The sequence below is a fragment of the Streptomyces sp. NPDC058231 genome, assembly GCF_042882275.1.
GTDB lineage: Bacteria > Actinomycetota > Actinomycetes > Streptomycetales > Streptomycetaceae > Streptomyces.
The window spans coordinates 87,206-101,600 of sequence record NZ_JBHVWN010000016.1 but is presented as its reverse complement, the minus strand read 5'-3'; the positions used below and the strand labels follow the sequence as shown (position 1 = coordinate 101,600).

The following is a 14,395-nucleotide window of genomic DNA, read 5'->3' as shown; positions in this document are numbered from 1 at the left end:
TATTGAGTGGATGAGCGCCTCGCGGCCAAGGTACCGGGACAACGAGCCGGCCACCCCGAAAGGTGCCCGCCCCGCGCCCCGGTACACACCGGCCGTGACGCTACTTGGCAGTCGGCGGAGTGGTCTTCTTCGCCGCCGGCTTGCGCACGGGCGCCTTCTTGGCGGGCGTGGGCTGCGTCCGGGTCTCCGCCTTGGCGGCGGTCTTCGGCTCGCTCTTCACCGCGGGCGAGGCCTTCGCGGCCGGCTCCGCCTTCGGCTTCGGCTTGGGCTCGGACTCCCGGCGCGGCTCGACGACGACGGCGATCTCGACGATCTCCTCGGCGGTCTCGCCGCGCCACGTCCGCACGCTCTGCTCGCCGCGCTCGGCGACCTTCTCGTACGTCTCACGGGCCCGCACCGCGTACTCGGCGGCCACGCCCAGGCTGCGCAGCGCAAGGTCCTGGGCGGACTCGCCGAGCTTCTTCAGATCGGTGTCCAGCGACCCGAGCACCTCGGTGACCTTGGCCTGCACGGTGGCCTGAGCCTCCTTGGCCTGCGCGGTCACCTTCTCCTGCACGGCCTTCGGGTCGGCGTTGCGCACGGCGTCGATCCGCTCGGGAGCCTCGGCGCGCAGCTGCTCGATCAGCGCCGGAACCTTGCGGGCCTGCTCGACGGCGAGGTCGGCCGTACCGGCGGCGAAGTAGAGGGGGGTCGGGTCGGTGAGGGTCTTACGCAGGTCATCTGTGATGGCCATGACTGTGGTCCTCCCGGATCATCGGAATCAGTTTGAGGGTGGTGAAGGCTTTGAAGCTGTATCGGCATCCGTGCCCTCCGCGCTGAGGCCGGATCCGTCCCCGGAGTCCTCCGGGGCGGTCTCGAACCCGTTCTCCTTGCGGAAGGAGTCGTAGATCTGCAGCAGCACGTTCTTCTGCCGCTCGTTTATGGAGGGGTCGGCCAGGATGACCGCCCGGGTCTCCAGCTCCTCCCGCTCCCGCTCGTCCAGAATCCCGGCCCGTACGTAGAGGGTCTCCGCGGAGATCCGCAGGGCCTTGGCGACCTGCTGCAGCACCTCGGCGCTCGGCTTCCGCAGCCCGCGCTCGATCTGGCTGAGGTACGGGTTGGACACCCCGGCGGCGTCGGCGAGCTGCCGCAGCGAGAGCTGCGCATTGCGACGCTGCTCGCGCAGGTACTCGCCGAGATTGCCGACGTTGAGTGATGCCATGAGTCGATACTGTGCCCAGCCGCTAACTTTTGCAAGCACATGCTTGCAAAAGTGTCGTGTGCCACGCGGTAGGCAGCTGAGCCTGAGCACGATAGGTGTCGTATTTGCAGGGCAACTGTCGTCATGCATGTCCGGCCTCCTGGTACGGGTACTTCTGGGCCGGCCTCCGCGAGTCGCCGAGAAACGACGCTGTCGGTGGGCTCTGCCAGGGTGCGCATCGTGGGTGAACTGGTGGTGCGTGTCGACGATCAGGATTGCGAGCTGGGGGTGGTCAACCGTCGGGAGGCCATCCGGGTGGGTCGGCCGTATCGGGTCGCCGTGACGGTGTGTCGTGATGAGCGTCGACAGATCCTCGTCCACCGACGGTCGGAACGGGTATCGCGCTTCCCCGGGCTCTATGAGGTCGAGCTCGGTCGCGCCGTGAATGTCGGCGAGCCCTACGAACTGGCCGCCGCGCGGGAGTTGGCTGAAGAGCTGGGCATTCGTGCGCTGCCGCGCCTGCTGTTCACGTTCATCAACCGCAACGGCTTGAGCCCTCACCAGCTCGGCGTGCACGAAGCTGTGGTGCCGGACGCCATGGTCCCCGATCCCGATGAGGTCGCCTGGTATGGCTGGCTGACGGAACCTGAGCTGCGGCGGGCCCTGCTGGAATGGCGGTTCACCCCCGACAGCCACGAAGCCTTCAGCCAGTGAGCCTTTGCCAACCTCACCTGGAGGATGCGTGATGGAGAGGGCTGCATGCTTCCCCGCATTGATTGTCCGACTACGTCGTGACGTCGGCGCGGTACCGATGATCAGCTGCGGTCTTCGGCGCCGCCTTCGTTGATCACTCGGAAGAGCTCGCGAGCGCGCTCGCAGAACTGCTCGACCTCCGTGATGTGCGGCTCGTCACCGTCGGCCAGCATCCGGGCCTGGAGTTGCTCGTTACGCAGCCCGCCGTAGCGGGCCCGCACCTCAGCGGTCACCGGCTGGACTGCGATGTGCAGGTGCTTGCGTGCGTCGCGGCCGTGCGACCACATGCAGACGTAGGTTTGCTCGGGCCGGCACAACGTCTCCACGACACGAGCGGTATCGCGCAGCAAGGGCCCGAGTTCCGCCGCTGCCGTGTCGTTGAGCTCCGCGATGGCCACGACGTGCTCCCGCGGACCGACGATCAAGGTGCCGAGATTCATCGGGCCGACGACGTGGTTCACCACCCAAGCAGCAGTCTCGTGTAGGACGCCCCCAGGCAACTCCCGGCGCCCGGTCAGAAGGTCACATCCAAGACACCCCTTCACATCCATGCGCACCAGCCTATACAGAGCCCGTATCGGCAATATCGGCGGCCAACTTGGTGGATGAATCCTTCGGTTGGCCTGCGCACACGATGAAGCTCCTGGTAAACGGGTTCACGACCAAGATCGCCGGTGCCGGCAGGAGCTTCGTATGCTCGTCTATCCGTCTGCCCTCGACCTGTCCACCCGGCACCTGCGGTTCCTGACAGACCAGTTGGCCGCGCATCGGGCGGCGTGCGGGACTCGGTGGCGGCGGCTGTCCGCCGGCCGCCAGGCGCTGCTGGTGCTGGCGCACCTGCGCCTGGGGCACACCTACGCGCAGCTCGCGGCCGGGTTCGAGGTGGGCGTGAGCACGGTGTACCGGTACATCGCGGAAGCCGTAAGTCTGCTCGCGGTGCGAGCGCCCGACCTCGCTACGGCGGTGACGGCCGCCTCGGCCAAGGCGTTCGTGATCCTGGACGGGACGCTGCTGCCGATCGACCGGATCGCAGCCGACCGGCCCTTCTACTCCGGCAAACACAAGAAGCACGGCATGAACGTGCAGGTCATCGCCGATCCACACGGGAAGCTGCTGTGGGCTTCGCCCGCCCTGCCCGGCGCCGTGCACGACATCAAGGCCGCCCGAACCCACGGCATCATCGACGCCCTCAACCAGGCGGGTTTGGCCTGCTGGGCTGACAAGGGTTACCAGGGCGCGGGCGGCACCGTGCGGGTGCCCTTCCGCGGTCGGTGGGACCTGCTCTCGGCAGGTCAACGCGCGGTCAACGCCGCGCACGCCCGCATCCGGGCCCTCGGCGAGCAGGCCATGGCGACCTTGAAGACCTGGCGCTTGCTACGGAGGCTCCGCTGCAGCACTACCCGAATCACCAGCCACGTCCAAGCCGTCCTCACCCTCCACCTGACCTGCTCAAACTGAGGTTGGCAAACGCTCAGTATCTCGAGTTCCGGACCACGCAGTCCTGGCCTTGCCCGCCTCGCGCGCGCTGGGATGAGGGTTCATACCGATGGCGGCTTGGGTTCCACAAGGCGCCTCGGGTGCACGTTCAACTGGCCCACGCACCAGCCGCACCCGCGGCTACGAAACGATCTGGAGTGTCACAAACCGCGACTACAGGAATTCCATAACCTATCGCACTCGCGGCATATCACTATAGCAATCCAACGTGCCGCAACGGCCCCAAAAGCGCAGGGTCGTCAAAGGTATGCCCATATTCGAGGCACTTGAGGGTGACCGTACCTTGAGAGGCTTTATCGATGTGAAAGGTCGACCAGCTACGGCATCGTCGACAGAGACACCCAACCAGAAAAGGCCGCAGCAAATGCAGCCTGTTTTCTTGATCCTTGAGGTACAGGCTCCCCTTCTCGATGTCGCTGCGGTCCAAGACCATCGTGCTTGTGGGCACCACTGGATGATCACCCATCAAGTTTCGATAGTCGATCACCGAGCGCCCTAGAAGCGCGTCCCAGTGCAGGTCGGTAATTTGAATCAAAGACCAGTCGGCCAAGAATCTTGCACCCTCAATCAACCTGGAAAGGTCATCGAAGGCTGCGTCACGCGCCTGCGGCAGGTCGACGCGGTCCACTCGCCGCTCGTGGTCTTCATCATTACGGCGGAGGTACAGACGCTTGCGTGCGTCAGCGACTTGCTCGTCTGCGAACATAGCGCCAAGGGCGTTCAGGGGATGTTCTGTTGGAAGACTACGCCTCTTTCGCTTACTGGAAATTTCGTCCAGTGTTGCCACCCATTCACCGAACCCTGGCCCTCGGCCTCGTTCCAGTTGGCCACGAATGGCGTGAATGGAGCCCAGCTCTATTCCTTCTTCCCTGGCGAGCGCCCCTACCAACAGGGCACTGTAGGCCAGAAGGATCTCAGCGGTGCCGAGAATTGCCTGATACGCAGGGCCAGCGTCTCGCACACTCATCGCGGCCTCAGTCTCACGCCAGCGCAGGGCGACCGGGTAAGGGAAGCGCGTACGGACCGTGTGACCCAAATCGTCAAGAAGGCTAGCGGCTGCGACCCTAAGCCGCAGAGTCTGACCAGATCGCACGATCCGGTCGCGGCCTTGAGCTGCGCTCTGGTCGAGGAAGACGGATTGAAGGAGGTCATCCGCCTCATTGTGCCACTCTTCCAGGTGCCGCTTCGAGATTTCCAGGTTGTCCAGAGCGGAGGCCAGTGCCTCATCCGGTTGCGGCAGCGTCAAGTCTGCGAGGTCTCGCCACAGAATGTGCACACCCGCTTGCGCCAGCATCGGCCCTGCCATTGGAGACCGAAGGAACAGCAGAATAAAGCGAAGCTGATGTGTTTCCAAAGGCACCTTCCGGCGCAGCGCGATAACATGTTCGCTTGCCGCAGCCGGCAGGTCCTCATCCCCGACTTCACTGACCACAAAACGATGGCGGTCTGTAGGTCGAGAGATGGATCGCAGAATCAAATCCCCAGCCTGCAACAAGCAGTCCGATGGCACCTGCGCCCAGATATCTTCGGGGTCAGGGGGTGCGATCGAGCCATCCGTGAGCACATCGGTCCCTCGAAGTACGCGGGCAGCACCCGGCTGGCCAGTTGAGCTGGTTTTCTCACCCAGTGTGTGGCGATTAACGCTTGGCACTTTGGTGAAAAGATCACCCACTTTCGCCACGCTCCCGTACCCGACCAGATCCTCACGGAGGGCCAGCACTGCCGGATCGTGCAGTTCAAAGTGCAGTCGCTCTTGTGCAGGGATGAGATCCCGTACGACGTAGCCGTTCTTACTCCTTCCGCCCCGCATGCGGAGCAATTTCTCGAAATCTCTCTCGACTGACTTGGGGTCAACACGATGAGGCATGCGGAACATGCGCACGACGGGGTCCTTGGGCTGCCGCGCGTGTAGGAAAACCGCCGCGACTTCCAGACTGGTATGCACCTTCGGCAAGACACCAGCCGCGTAGAGAACAGTCGACAGATGCCACCGCTCCCTCACAGCCGCCCTGAATTCAGCCTCCGCATGAGAGGTAAGAGCAGATGACGGCAAGAGCACGGCCAGGTGAGCGTCCCGCTCCGGGGGAACCAATTCTTCAAGTAGTACTTCGTAGCTCCAACGAGTGCGGCGCTTCTTATCTGTCGGCAGTCTCTCCCATTCAGGAACCAGTAGAACTGGGCCAACCGCAAGCAATTCGTCAGCTTTCGACGCTACTGAACTTGAATGCGTGATGTCGGCCTGATCGTGGTCAGCTGTCCATGGTCAGGCCGGTGCCTATGAGGCAGCCGTCGATGAGGTGCGGTCGGTATTGGGTCTTCTTGAGGCTGCGTTTCACGGTGGTGGCGAGTTGGTCGAGGTTCGCGGCGGCGAGGTTGCCGATGGTCCGTTTCACCAGTGACCAGATGCCTTCCTGCGGGTTGAGGTCGGGTGCGTAGGAAGGGAAGTGGAAGACGGTCAGCCAGTCCTCGTTCGCGGCGATGAAGTCCTTCATCTGCGGCATCAGGTGGGTGCGCAGGTTGTCCCAGACCAGGACGATGGGGCCTTTGAGCTGGTTGTGGGCCCGCATGATGAGGTCGCGGTAGTCCTGCCAGGTGAAGCCCTTGGGTTCGCCTTTGCGGCCCCGGTGGACGCGGAAGCTGTAGATCAGCCGCGACCGCTCTCCGGGACGGAAGCAGGTCATTCCCGCCATCGAGACCCGTCCGGAGCCCCGGCCCCGGACGCGGACGACGGGTGTCTGGCCGATGCGGCCCCAGGACCTTGCGCGTGGCGGCTTCAGCGACTGACTGGCCTCGTCCTCGAAGACGATCCAGGCTCCGCGGGCCGCCGCCGTGCTTTTACCTGTGGCCACACCTCCTTCTTCCACAACTCCACTGCCCCGTCGTCACGTTCGATCGCCCGCCGGGCCGGCTGCTGCCAGGACCAACCATGGCGTTTGAGTAGCCGCCACGTTCCCTCCACCGTGTAGCTGATGTGGAACAACCGTCCGATCAGTGTCTTCACCCGGGCCAACGTCCACCGCTGGTCCGCCCAGCCATGAGCGAGCGGGCCACGCTCCAATTCCCGCTCCAGCCTGGCCATCTGCACACTCGACAGTTTCGGACGCCCAGGCGAGCCCTTCGACCGGACACCCTCCTGGCCCCGCTCCCGCCACTGCCGACGCCAGCGCTCCACAGACCGCTCACTCACCCGAAGCGCAGCCGCGATCTCTCTGTTCTTCGCACTGCCCTCGAAGAGGCCGACCGCCTCCAGCCGAACCCGCTCCCTCGCAGCCCTCTTGGCATCGGTCAAGCCGCCGCCCTGCGCGTATCTCACAAACCACAACTACCGACCCGACTCAGGCGCTGGCAGGCGAACGGCCCGACATCACCCAATCAAGTTCAGTAGCTATCCGATTGGCTTTCGATGCGAGTGACCCGATCAGGGCCGGGATGGCCCACGCCGGGAACCATTGGGTTCTCGTAGTCGAACTCCACCTTGCCGAAGGAGTCGCTGGTGATGGGCGGGGGGTCATTGTCGGCGATGATCAGTTGCAAGCGTTCGCCATACGCGTCAGCCAGCGTCCTGAAGCGACTGTAGATCTCGGCCGCGCGTTGCCGGTCGGAGGCGTTGTTGCCAAATGCCTTGCGCGGTGAATCGATCACGAGGAGCGATGGAACGAGGACGTCGGAGTGGTCGAGTCCGAAGGCAAGGAGCGTGAGGCTGTAGGCGAGGTTGACGGAGGTGGCGATGCCCCCGCCGGAAGCCTGCAGGGTCTCGAATGGCCGTCCGTTGACCACCGGCAGGTAGGTGTCGCGGTCGATGACGGCCGTGTCGACCCAGGGCAGGTTCCAGCTGGTGAGCAGTCGGCTGAACTCAGCGCTGAGATCACCGAGCAGAGTCTGGTTGGCCTTGAGCTGCTCGGACTTCTCCTTGATGTCTTTGTTCACCTGCCGGCGGTCGGCCTTAAGTGAGCGGATGTCCGCGTCGATGGTGCGCACCCGTGCCCAGGATTCGCGCAGTTGGGTGATGGCATCAATGCTGGCCTTGAGCGAGGCGACGCGGGAGCTGGCCTCGGCGATGGCGTCGAAGCGCGGGGCGACCGCATCACGGGTCTGGGCGTCGAGCTCTCGGCGCAGGCTGGTGACGGCGAAGCTGAGTTGTTGCGACCGCTCCTGGACGGTTTGCAGGTGCGCCTCGTCCGACTGCTGGATGCGCTGTGCCTCCTCAAGCTGCTGCTGCAGGGCCGTGCGTGTCTCTTCGATGGCAGCCGGGTCGATGTCGGCCTCGACGGGGTCGGGTTGGAGACAGACGAGGCAGTGACCGTCCTCGACGGCCCGGTCCGCCAGCGACTGCATGCACCGCGGGCAGACGACGAACTCGAAAGGGGAGAGCTGGTCGATGGCTGTGACCGACCGTGCGAGACGGGAGAGGTCGAGCTGTACCTGAGCAACGACGGCATGCCTCGCCTCCACGAGGTCGGCGGCCGCGGACACTTCTTCTTCAGTCTGCCGCGCGGCGCGGATGCGGTTCTGCAGCTCGTCACGCACCGCGGTGTCGGCGGCGGTCTGTTCCTGAAGTTCGCTGCGGAGGCTGGCCAGGGCGGACGATGCGCGCTCCAGGGAGTCGCGCAACTGAGTCAGTTCGGCCCGCAGTTCGTCGTCACTGCGGGGGTCGGAGGCTGCCAGGAAGGAGCTGACGTTGTCGTGCTCGGCGGTTCTGGCCTTCAGTGTGTCCAAGAGCTGGTTCCTGGTGCGTTTCAGCTCCATGAGCGCACTGTCGGTGAGCCCGAACATCAGGCGGAAGAGCTCTCTGCGCTTGGTCTCAAACCAGCTGTCCAGGTGACCGACGACCTGGCGGTCGATCTCGCGTGCCTGGAGGTAGGCGTAGGCGTACAGATCGTTGAAGGTGAGGTTCTGCGGCCGCGCTGCTCCTTCTCGGCGTGCGGCGATCTGTTCGCGCGGGAACCCGAGCGCGTCCAGGAGATGATCGGAGAGCGTGGTGACGCCTTCCGAGGCCCGCAGAGGAAGGGTGCGTTCCAGAGCGAGGGAGTGTGGATCGAGGAGATCCACAGTGTCGGCGGTGTCTCCCTCAATGGTCCGCCTGAGGACAACACGTTCGTCGCCAGCCACGACCTCGGCCTGGACCGACAGGACGTGGTCGCGGACCGCCGGGGTGAGCATGGCGCTGCCGCCGAGGGCGTGCTTGAAGAGCATCAGCAGACTGGACTTGCCAGTGCCGATGGGGCCGGTGATCACGGTGGCCGGACGGTCGAAGCGGTAGGTCTGTTCCGCCTCGGCGGTGGTGACGGTCAAGGCCACGATGCGCAGGTGGACGGCCATGTCAGATCTCCGTCCGCCAGGGCCGGTCGACGGCGTCGGGCAGACGGTCGTAGATGAGGTTTTTCAAGGCCGATCCTGACTTGTTGAAATGCCGCTTTAACAGCTTGATGCGGCTGGCGACAACGTCCCACTCCGGGGTTGCAGCAAGAGAGGCCGCTGCGGCGGCGCCCTGCGGCGTGGCGCGGAATTCGGCTCTGGCGCTGTTGCTGTAGACGATCAGGCCGCGGGCGGCGAGTGAACCGAGGACGCTGTAGTAGCGCTGGTCCCAGGGCCCGTACTTGTAGCGGGTCATACGGCTTTCGACCGCCAGGCGCTCGGGTGGTGTGGGGGCAGTTCCTGTCGGCCACGACGCCTCCCCAGCAGGTAGGAGGCGCTCCAGCATCGCTGGATAGCGCAGCAGGAAGTCGAGTTTCGCGAGCTTTGTCAGACCGTCGAGTCCCCCTTTGGGGGTGGTGAACTGCGAGATGAGCAGGAGAATGCGCGCCTCGTGGTAGTGGACCTCACGCTGCTCTGCCTGCCGCCGCTGCGTCCTCATGCGCGCTACGGCCGTCTCGAAGTCGGCGCTACGGGTCATGAGGCTTCCTCATCCGTGTTGAAACTCTCGGAGAAGAAGAAGAGGCACTCGTCGCACAGCTGGTAGGCCAAGCCCCGCAAATGCAGGTTGCTGAGCAAGAACGGCGGCGGCGACGGCAGAGCGTCGACCTTCAGTCTCTCGACCAGCAGATCGTTCATCTTGTTGCCGAACTCGCTGCCCTCGGCGACCTGGGCGCGCGCATGGCGTCGGCACTCGAAGGCCATCTCCAGCACGTCCATGGACAGGTTCAAAAGGTCGGTTTCATCCCCGGCCAGGCCGGAGCGGCGCTCGGACCAGGTCGTGTACCACGCAGAGCGGAGCCGTTCGGCGAACGCCGCCTCGTCCGAGGGCACCAGGCCCCGGCGCAGCTTGCGGCCAAGCTTTGCTCCTCCCGGTGCCAGCACGGGCAGCTGACCGCGGGGGAACGTGGGCAGCTGAACCGTCGTGTACGCGATCGACTGGCGGACGATCTCGCGGGTGATACTGCGCCGGCCGATGCGCTGCTGCATCCGCGTGCTGTGACGGACGCGGCTCGGGTCGGCGATGTAGACAGCAAGCTGGCTGCGGTCGCTCTCATCACGGTTGGCACGCTCGATCCGATCGACGACGGCCCGGTACGTGCTCTCAAGGTCGACATGCGCGAGCTGTAGTTGCTCGACGGCCGGCACTAGAAGCCGTTGGATGTTGACGTCGGTGATGTGCGCTCGCTGGGGTGGATCGCAGGAGATCTCCAGGACTGCGAGGAAGCGAAGGACCCTCTCAACGAACCCCGTTGGAACCTGGATGTCAGCGAGCTTGCTCACCTGGGGTGTGTACGGGACGTTGGGATAGGGCTGTTTCCAACGGACTTTGAGCATCTGGCGGGCGATTGTCTCCGCCATAGAGGACAGCCCATCCGTGAGTTCCGGCTCCGGGCCGCACATCCGAGCCAGCGTGCCGGCATTACCCTTGATCGGACTCAGCGCCGCGTTCGTCGCCAGTCTGAGTCGGACATTGGCGGCACACTCGCATGCGCACCAGCGGTCAAAGAGATGGGTCAGGCCGCCGCTCTTGCACAACTCCGTAAGCGACCAGGTGCCCTGATTTTCTTCGCGATGCTTGACCGATACCAGTTCCACCGAACCATCGGCCCACGCCACGACGAAGTCCTCGTGCCACTCGCAGACGACGAAGTCAATTGCGTCCTCCGTGAGCATGGCGAGACACTCTCGGGCGGCTACCTCCACCTGGTACCGGTAACGGCCCAGCGTGTCCGAGCCGCTGTCTTCTTCCGGAGCCAGTTCGAAGATGGCGTGCGGTGAACCGTCCGGACCCTCCGACTTAGCGGACGCTCTAGCGCCTCCAGCCCCAACACCCGTTCCCGCCGTGTCGACCATCGACGCCCCCGATCCGGCCCCGAATCTGGGCACGTCCCCCGCCGCTTCCATCCCGGCACCGGGAGTGAAGATCCCTACCATTATCACACTCCAGCATCGCCACGTAACAGTCCGTCGCGATCTGGCACCTTCAACAGTCGCCGACCGCAGCCCGCATGGGCGCTGAGATCCAGGCAGCGCGGCACAAGTAGGCGCTGAGCGCACGGTCGGCGTCGCGAAGTCTGTGAACGAGCGGGGTCATCGACTCTCGCGCCTCGCAGGGATCCGACGCTCGGAGCAACCGCGTCGCGATCTGCAGAACCGCGCCCGTTGCCAAGGAATCGGTCGGCGGCGCGGTGTAGGGCTTGGAGGTCTTCTTCTTCCCGGCGGTGTTAAGCAAGGGCTGAGCCTCCGCAGTGCGGGAAGCATGCTCGTCATCGAGCACGGCGGCCAGGAACGATGTGCCGGCGCGCGGGCGTGCTTCGGGCCAGGTTCGGAAGATCATGGCGACCGTCGCGCGCAGATCGGCGAAGTAGTGGGCGACGGGAACGGGTGCCCCCGCGCTCGTCGTGCTCTCAGGGCCTCCCGCAGCGAGCAAGCCCGCAAGGTGTCGTTGAACTTGGACGAGCAGGGCCATAGTGGCCGAGCCGAGTTCCCCGACGGGGGCGCTTTCCCGGCTCAGGTCGGCTCCGCAGGCATGTGCGGGATGCTCGGCCGGTTCCGAACGCGCCTCAGCCGATCGGCATTGCCACGGGTTCAGAGCATCGTCCGACAGGCGGGCGATGGCGCTGCCTGCGTGGGCGGACTGTGCAAGTGCGCCGCAACAGGGGCACTGGTGGGCGAGGAGTCGTTGGTGTCGGACACATAGGAAGGTCACCGGAAGGCGCCACAGCCGTTGCCAAGGACCGCCGTGCCTGTCCTGGATTGGGGTGCCGTTCCCGGTGAGACAGGGAGGACAGTAGCGCGTGGAGCGGGTCAGCACCCACGGGTTGTCGTAGATCATCCGGACTGGGGTGCTGCGTGGCGTGAACGCGGGGTTCAGTGGCCCATACCGCTGCCCGAGCGGCACGAGGAGCATGCAGGCGACTTCGGCGGGCATCAACAGGGTGGCGCGGGCAAAGGCCGCGAGGTGGGCCTCGTCCAAGTGGTAATTGAAGCTCAAGGGCAGGCGGGTAGGCAGACCAGGACTGCCGCCGGGTGCCAGACCGGTGCGGAGCAGGATCTCTGCGGGGGTGGTGCCCAGTCGATGAGCCAGGCGAAGCACGAATCCGGTGAGCGTCTCGTCGTGAAGCGGATCGAGGCTGCGGGGTAGGGAGCGCATGGTCAGCCGTTTCGTGGGCCGCGGACGTGGATCTCGAGGTTCGGAGTGTCCGATGCCTCCTTTGCGACTCCAAGCACGTGCTGCAGGCCAAGGGATGTGCCGGGGAGGCGTGCGAGGCGTCGGAAGGTGTCGCGGTTCAATGCAAGGGCGGTGTCGTAGAACGGGCGTAGCACTCGCTGTGTCCAGTTCTTGTCGCGGGCTTCGAGTACGGACACAGCGATGCCCAGTACCGTGCCCATGGTCTGGGCTGAGTCCATAGGTGAGAGCAGCGAGTTGATCCCGTATGGGCTCTTCGATCCGCCCCGCCGCGTGCGGCGTCGGCTGTCGCGCATCCGCTGCACCGCTTCCCGTTCGATCGCCTGCGCCAGGGCGGGTGTCGCTGCGAAACGGCTTGCTTCCGGCCAGGAGGCGAGGATCAACGTGGCCACCACCCGCAAATCGATAAAGTATTGGGGGACCGGCACGAGTCGGCCGCAACTCATAACGTTTTGAGGCCCGTTGGTGGCCAGCAGTTCGTCGAGGCGGCCTTGGAGGGCCAGCAGTGCCTTGAGGGAGTCGGCGTCCTCCGGGATACAAGCTGGGCCAACGCGTGAGAGGTCGGCCCCGCAGACCGACAGGCGGATACCGCCCGAGCCCGGAAAGGATGGCGATCGGCACTGGGCCGGGTGGAGTTCTTCCATCCCCGGGCGAGCGATCATGCCAGCGCGGGCGAACTGACCAGGGGTGTGGCAAGCAGGACAGACCCGATGGAGAAGTTGGCTGTGCCGAACGCAAGCGAAGACCACCGGCAGGCGCCACGACCGTCTCCAGGCACCGCCATTCAGAGCCTCTTGCGGACTTCCGTCGCCCGCGAGGCAGGATGGGCAGTACTGGGAGGTCCGTACGAGGATCCATCGATTGGGACGGTCCAGCTGCCGGGGACTCGTCCACGGCCGGTACCTCCTGCTCACCAGACCGTATCGATGCCCTATGGGGGCGAGCAGTAATTTGTCGGCCTCCGCCACGGTCAGATGTGCCGCGCGTGCCGCCCGGGCAAGGCGTGGCTTGTCCATGTCCACCAGCAGCCAGGGGGAGACGGTGCCGGGGGTCTCACCCAGCCCATCCATCAACCCCAAACGGGCTGCGACTTGCTCCGGGGTCGTGCCGTTGTGACGGGCGAGGCGGAGAGTGAAGCCAACAAGGGTTTCGTCTTCGAGTGGGTCGAGGCTGCGGGGCAAGGGACGCAGGGTCATGCCTCGGCCGCCGGAGGTGTGCCGCGGTCGTCGAGAACCGTGTTGCGCCCTTTCCGGGCCTTCGGGATCTTCCGGGCTGCTTTCGCCTTCGGCTGTGGGGCCGTGTCCACGTCGGGGATCTCTCCGGCTTCGGCGTCGCGTATGTCGTCCTTGCCGGGGACGTTGCCCAGGTTGATGGCGATCTCGTCGAGGAGGTCGATGGTCAGATTTTCCAAGCCGCTCTCCATTGCCTTGGTCAGCCCGTCCTCGATCAGGCGCCGCAGGAGACCGACGATGCCGTGGGTTCGGCGGTAGAGGTACTCGGGCATCAGCCCCTGGGACAGCGTGCCGGGGCCGGCGTTGAAGAGCCGAATCTGATTCTCGACACCGACGAGGTGGTCGATGAAAGCCGCGATGCCCGCGTCACTGCTGTAGTCGAAGGGGTCGAGTGTGACCAGGTCGAAGCGGCGCTCAGTCTGGGTGGAGGCGTCGGGGTTGTAGCTCTTGCCCTTCTTCAGTGGTGCGTAGACCCACTGGTTGGTGCGGGGGTCGTGCCAGCCCTCCCTGAGCAGGCCGGATCGGGGAATGTTCACGCCGATGAGGACAAGCGTGACGTCCAAGTCCATAAGCCCGCGGATCAGGTCGAGGGTGTCCTGGTCGTCTTCCCGGTGCATCTTCAGGCGGGTGATGTCGTCGATGATCAGGACGGTGGTGGCGTGCGCCTTGATCGATTCACGGGCGTTGCGGATCATGCCGCGCAGGTTCTTGCCGTAGGGGGCGCCGTAGTAGTCGAGAATTGCCTCGCACAGGCCGATCGGAGTGGCCTTCACCGGGGTCTGGCAGTAGGCGACCGGCGCGATCAGGTCCCGGGTGCCGGGCATTGGATCGAAGTAGCACTCGGGGTACTGCTCGAACAGGTCACGCCAGGTGTCCTCGAACTCGGTGGCGGTCCGGCAGGCGGTCTCCGTCTTGCCCTGGTAGCCACCGCCGTTGATCATCAGCCCGTCCAGGGTGCTCGGACCGATGCGCATCGCGTTGTTCTGGATCCGTGAACGCATCAGCGTGGTGACCACCTCGCTCATCGGGGTGTCCAGCATCTGCATGTTGACGTGCGTGGCCGCGCGGTGCAGGTCATGCAAGGACTTCTTGCGCGGGCTCATCAGCCCGTACTCGGCCAAGGAAATC

General features: G+C 65.0%; 14 protein-coding genes and 1 pseudogene. 2 read left to right on the top strand and 13 right to left on the bottom strand.

From position 1 onward, the window contains the following. Positions 1-100: 100 nt before the first annotated feature. Both ACFVXE_RS14560 and ACFVXE_RS14555 read right to left on the bottom strand, forming a co-directional pair. Positions 101-733 (bottom strand): hypothetical protein, encoded by a 633-nt coding sequence (locus ACFVXE_RS14560; protein WP_389671476.1) that lies wholly within the window; start codon positions 731-733, stop codon positions 101-103. Positions 734-760: 27 nt separating this feature from the next. Then, complete coding sequence (locus tag ACFVXE_RS14555) at positions 761-1,201, bottom strand: helix-turn-helix domain-containing protein (RefSeq protein ID WP_389671475.1); 441 nt, start codon at positions 1,199-1,201, stop codon at positions 761-763. Positions 1,202-1,420: 219 nt separating this feature from the next. Between ACFVXE_RS14555 and ACFVXE_RS14550 the strand changes: the two genes are divergently transcribed. Beyond that, positions 1,421-1,894, top strand: coding sequence for an NUDIX domain-containing protein (locus tag ACFVXE_RS14550; protein ID WP_389671474.1), 474 nt, complete (start codon positions 1,421-1,423; stop codon positions 1,892-1,894). A 101-nt stretch (positions 1,895-1,995) separates the two neighbouring features. Here ACFVXE_RS14550 and ACFVXE_RS14545 read toward each other — a convergent pair whose 3' ends face one another. Beyond that, a complete protein-coding gene (locus tag ACFVXE_RS14545; protein WP_389671473.1) occupies positions 1,996-2,484 on the bottom strand; it encodes an HIT family protein in 489 nt (162 codons plus the stop codon). A 142-nt stretch (positions 2,485-2,626) separates the two neighbouring features. Between ACFVXE_RS14545 and ACFVXE_RS14540 the strand changes: the two genes are divergently transcribed. Further along, on the top strand, positions 2,627-3,391 hold the full coding sequence (locus tag ACFVXE_RS14540) for an IS5 family transposase (protein WP_389671472.1): 765 nt from the start codon (positions 2,627-2,629) through the stop codon (positions 3,389-3,391). A 232-nt stretch (positions 3,392-3,623) separates the two neighbouring features. Here the strand turns inward: ACFVXE_RS14540 and ACFVXE_RS14535 are convergent, their stop codons facing one another. The 10 genes and pseudogenes from ACFVXE_RS14535 to ACFVXE_RS14490 all read right to left on the bottom strand — a co-directional run bounded on the left by ACFVXE_RS14535 (position 3,624) and on the right by ACFVXE_RS14490 (position 14,388). Next, positions 3,624-5,375 (bottom strand): restriction endonuclease, encoded by a 1,752-nt coding sequence (locus ACFVXE_RS14535; protein WP_389671471.1) that lies wholly within the window; start codon positions 5,373-5,375, stop codon positions 3,624-3,626. Between the two features lie 304 nt (positions 5,376-5,679). Then, the gene (locus ACFVXE_RS14530; RefSeq protein ID WP_389671470.1) at positions 5,680-6,279 is read right to left on the bottom strand and encodes a transposase; all 600 of its coding nucleotides are present in this window, start codon (positions 6,277-6,279) and stop codon (positions 5,680-5,682) included. Continuing rightward, positions 6,204-6,743, bottom strand: coding sequence for a winged helix-turn-helix domain-containing protein (locus ACFVXE_RS14525; protein ID WP_389671469.1), 540 nt, complete (start codon positions 6,741-6,743; stop codon positions 6,204-6,206). Before ACFVXE_RS14525 ends, ACFVXE_RS14530 begins: the two co-directional genes overlap by 76 nt. A 65-nt stretch (positions 6,744-6,808) precedes the next feature. Next, positions 6,809-8,749 (bottom strand): AAA family ATPase, encoded by a 1,941-nt coding sequence (locus ACFVXE_RS14520; RefSeq protein WP_389671468.1) that lies wholly within the window; start codon positions 8,747-8,749, stop codon positions 6,809-6,811. 1 nt (position 8,750) lies between these two features. Continuing rightward, positions 8,751-9,323 carry a hypothetical protein gene (locus ACFVXE_RS14515; protein WP_359592872.1) on the bottom strand — a complete coding sequence of 191 codons (573 nt, stop codon included), beginning with the start codon at positions 9,321-9,323 and terminating at the stop codon, positions 8,751-8,753. Continuing rightward, on the bottom strand, positions 9,320-10,699 hold the full coding sequence (locus ACFVXE_RS14510; protein WP_389671502.1) for a dsDNA nuclease domain-containing protein: 1,380 nt from the start codon (positions 10,697-10,699) through the stop codon (positions 9,320-9,322). Before ACFVXE_RS14510 ends, ACFVXE_RS14515 begins: the two co-directional genes overlap by 4 nt. Before the next feature lie 130 nt (positions 10,700-10,829). Next, positions 10,830-11,999 carry a TniQ family protein gene (locus ACFVXE_RS14505; RefSeq protein WP_389671467.1) on the bottom strand — a complete coding sequence of 390 codons (1,170 nt, stop codon included), beginning with the start codon at positions 11,997-11,999 and terminating at the stop codon, positions 10,830-10,832. 2 nt (positions 12,000-12,001) lie between these two features. Next, a complete protein-coding gene (locus ACFVXE_RS14500) occupies positions 12,002-12,679 on the bottom strand; it encodes a hypothetical protein (RefSeq protein ID WP_389671504.1) in 678 nt (225 codons plus the stop codon). A 129-nt stretch (positions 12,680-12,808) separates the two neighbouring features. Further along, a pseudogene (locus tag ACFVXE_RS14495) lies at positions 12,809-13,231 on the bottom strand (TniQ family protein); the annotation flags it as partial. Further along, entirely contained in the window at positions 13,228-14,388 is a 1,161-nt protein-coding gene (locus ACFVXE_RS14490) for a TniB family NTP-binding protein (protein ID WP_389671466.1), read from the bottom strand. The gene ACFVXE_RS14490 and the pseudogene ACFVXE_RS14495, both read right to left, overlap by 4 nt. Positions 14,389-14,395 lie beyond the last annotated feature (7 nt).